General features: G+C 66.3%; 2 protein-coding genes. Both read right to left on the reverse strand.

The window, feature by feature from the left end; all coding sequences use genetic code 11:
• Window positions 1-17: 17 nt before the first annotated feature.
• A complete protein-coding gene (locus V5F77_RS28955; RefSeq protein WP_429008494.1) occupies window positions 18-470 on the reverse strand; it encodes a hypothetical protein in 453 nt (150 codons plus the stop codon).
• Complete coding sequence (locus tag V5F77_RS28960) at window positions 467-823, reverse strand: phage tail tube protein (protein ID WP_429008495.1); 357 nt, start codon at window positions 821-823, stop codon at window positions 467-469. Before V5F77_RS28960 ends, V5F77_RS28955 begins: the two co-directional genes overlap by 4 nt.
• Between the last annotated feature and the right edge of the window lie 127 nt (window positions 824-950).

The following is a 950-nucleotide window of genomic DNA, read 5'->3' on the forward strand; positions in this document are numbered from 1 at the left end:
GGCGATCCCCGAGAGGATCAGCCCCGCTTCTTCCGGCCATCGTCGAAAAAATGCGCCACCACGGCGGTCGCGTCGGCGATGTCGGCGCCGTCCATCTTGTCGTACACCACGTTCATGATCGCCTCGCGGATGCGGGCGGATCGAGCCAGCAGCACCACCGGTTGCGAGGCCGTGGCGGCCGAGGTGATCGCCCGCAGGTCGGCGCCCAGCAGCCGATGGAAGGTGAGCGCCTTGTGCTCTTCCGTGCGCTCGCCGCCCTGTGTGGAGCGCACGCGCAGCGTCACGGGGTGGCGCAGCGGCAGCGTGATGGTGCCGTCCCCGTTTTGCACGGCGCGCTTGGGCAGCGCCTCGCCGAGGTCGGCATCCTCGTCCACCACGGTTGCGGGATCGAGATCCAGCGTGTCGGAGGCGCCGCCGGCGGCCGTCTTGGCCTCGTCCAGGTCGATGATGAGATCGTTGTCCGTGCTCACGCGAGGATCTCCTGCCACTGGTCGGCCGCCCATTTCAGTTCATGGCTTTCCCCGCCGGTCATCTCCGGCGGATCCTGAAGAAATGCGTCCGGGAAGACGTAGGTCTGGCCGGTGTCGCAGACCACCTGCAGCTCGCCCTCGCCCTCGGAAAACACCGAGCCGTAGGACTGTCCAGCTTCCAGGTAGGTTTTGGCCGTCACTTCCGAGCCGATGAATTCCTGCGCGCGGCCGACCTTGCGGCCATAAGTGACCACGTTGTTCTTCAAGCCGCCGAGCCGGAGCTTGGCGCCTTTCTCGACGGGCAGATTGGCCCCCCGCCACACGATGTCGATGATGCCCAGCACCTGTGCCATGGGTCAGTCTCCTCAGACTTCGAATTCGAGCGAGCCGGCCAGAACCATCAGGTTGCCGATGATCTGGATGGGCTGGCGGGCGTTGAGCCGGTTGCGATCGCCCTGCGCGTCGCGTTCGAACACGCTG

This window comes from Roseixanthobacter psychrophilus (assembly GCF_043195195.1).
GTDB lineage: Bacteria > Pseudomonadota > Alphaproteobacteria > Rhizobiales > Xanthobacteraceae > NCEH01.

Excerpts from the sequence above, each read along its gene's own strand:
- V5F77_RS28960 (WP_429008495.1), bottom strand. The coding sequence starts at position 823 with ATGGCACAGGTGCTGGGCATCATCGACATCGTGTGGCGGGGGGCCAAT.